Origin of the sequence: Dactylosporangium sp. NPDC050588 (genome assembly GCF_040654975.1) — a bacterium.
In the GTDB taxonomy this organism is placed as follows: domain Bacteria; phylum Actinomycetota; class Actinomycetes; order Mycobacteriales; family Micromonosporaceae; genus Dactylosporangium; species Dactylosporangium maewongense.
Genome location: NZ_JBFAJA010000181.1, coordinates 1 through 1212, shown reverse-complemented (window position 1 = coordinate 1212; position 1212 = coordinate 1). Strand labels below are relative to the sequence as shown.

Sequence of the window (1212 nt, the reverse complement as noted above, 5' to 3'; positions counted from 1 at the left end):
GACCACTGGGTTGATAGGCCGGAAGTGGAAGCCTGGTAACAGGTTTGAGCTGACCGGTACTAATAGGCCGAGGACTTGACCTCATACAACAAAGCTGTGAAGACAACGCATCCACTGTGTGATTCTGAACCAACACCAGAACGCACCCCCAACAGACGGGGTGTGCGGTGGTTGACAGGTTCATAGAGTTACGGCGGCCATAGCGGAGGGGAAACGCCCGGTCCCATTCCGAACCCGGAAGCTAAGCCCTCCAGCGCCGATGGTACTGCACCCGAGAGAGTGTGGGAGAGTAGGACGCCGCCGGACAAAATTTCGCTTAAGGGCCGCCCTTTCCTGGGGCGGCCCTTAATTCGTTTACCGGGTCGAGCGCATGTGGTGCACCCCGGTCGGGAAGGATGAAGTCGTGACTGCAGGACCCCACGACCGCGACAACAGCGGGCAGGACCGGGGCGAGCGCCCCGCTTCCGGCGACCGCAAACCACGTTGGACCGGCGCCGACCGCGACCGCGGGTCGGCCTCGAGCTCCCGTACGCCCCGCGACGGCGGACCCCGCGCAGGTCAGGACCGCTCCGGCGGCTTCCGCGACCGTGACGGCGGGCCGCGTGGCGGTGGCTTCCGCGACCGCGACGGTGGCTCCGGTGGCGGGTACCGCTCCGGTGACCGTACCGGCGGATCCCGTGACGGCAATCGCGCCGGCTCCGGCGGATCGGGCGGTTACCGCTCCGGTGACCGTCCGGCCGGCGGTGAGCGCTCTGGCGGCGGCTACCGCTCCGGCGGCGAGGGCGGCTCCGGCGGCTTCCGCGGCGGCGACCGGCCCGGGTACCGCGACGGTGAGCGCTCCGGTGGCTTCCGGCCGCGCGAGGGCGGCTCCGGCGGCTTCCGGGACCGGGAAGGCGGCGGCGGACCCCGTGGCGACCGTGGTGACCGGCAGGGCGGGTTCCGCTCGGGTGGTCCCGGCGGCTATCGCTCCGGTGGTGACCGGCCGGGATTCCGTGACGGTGAGCGTTCCGGTGGGTTCCGCGACCGCGACGGTGGGCAGGGCGGCTTCCGCGACGGTGGTCCCCGTGGCGACCGTGCCGGCGGATCCGGCGGCTTCCGGGACCGTGACGGCGGGCCGCGCGGCGACCGGCCGGGCGGGTTCCGCGACCGCGACGGCGGACCGCGCGGCCACTCGGGCAACACCATGCTCACCCCGACCGGCTGGCGCCTCAT

The 1212-nt window shown here is 71.7% G+C and carries 1 rRNA gene and 1 pseudogene; both read left to right on the top strand.

The features are described 5' to 3' along the window. The first annotated feature begins 189 nt into the window (after positions 1–189). A 5S ribosomal RNA gene (gene rrf, locus AB0I21_RS56840) occupies positions 190–306 on the top strand. Between the two features lie 97 nt (positions 307–403). After that, positions 404–1212, top strand: a pseudogene (locus tag AB0I21_RS56835) (hypothetical protein); the annotation flags it as partial.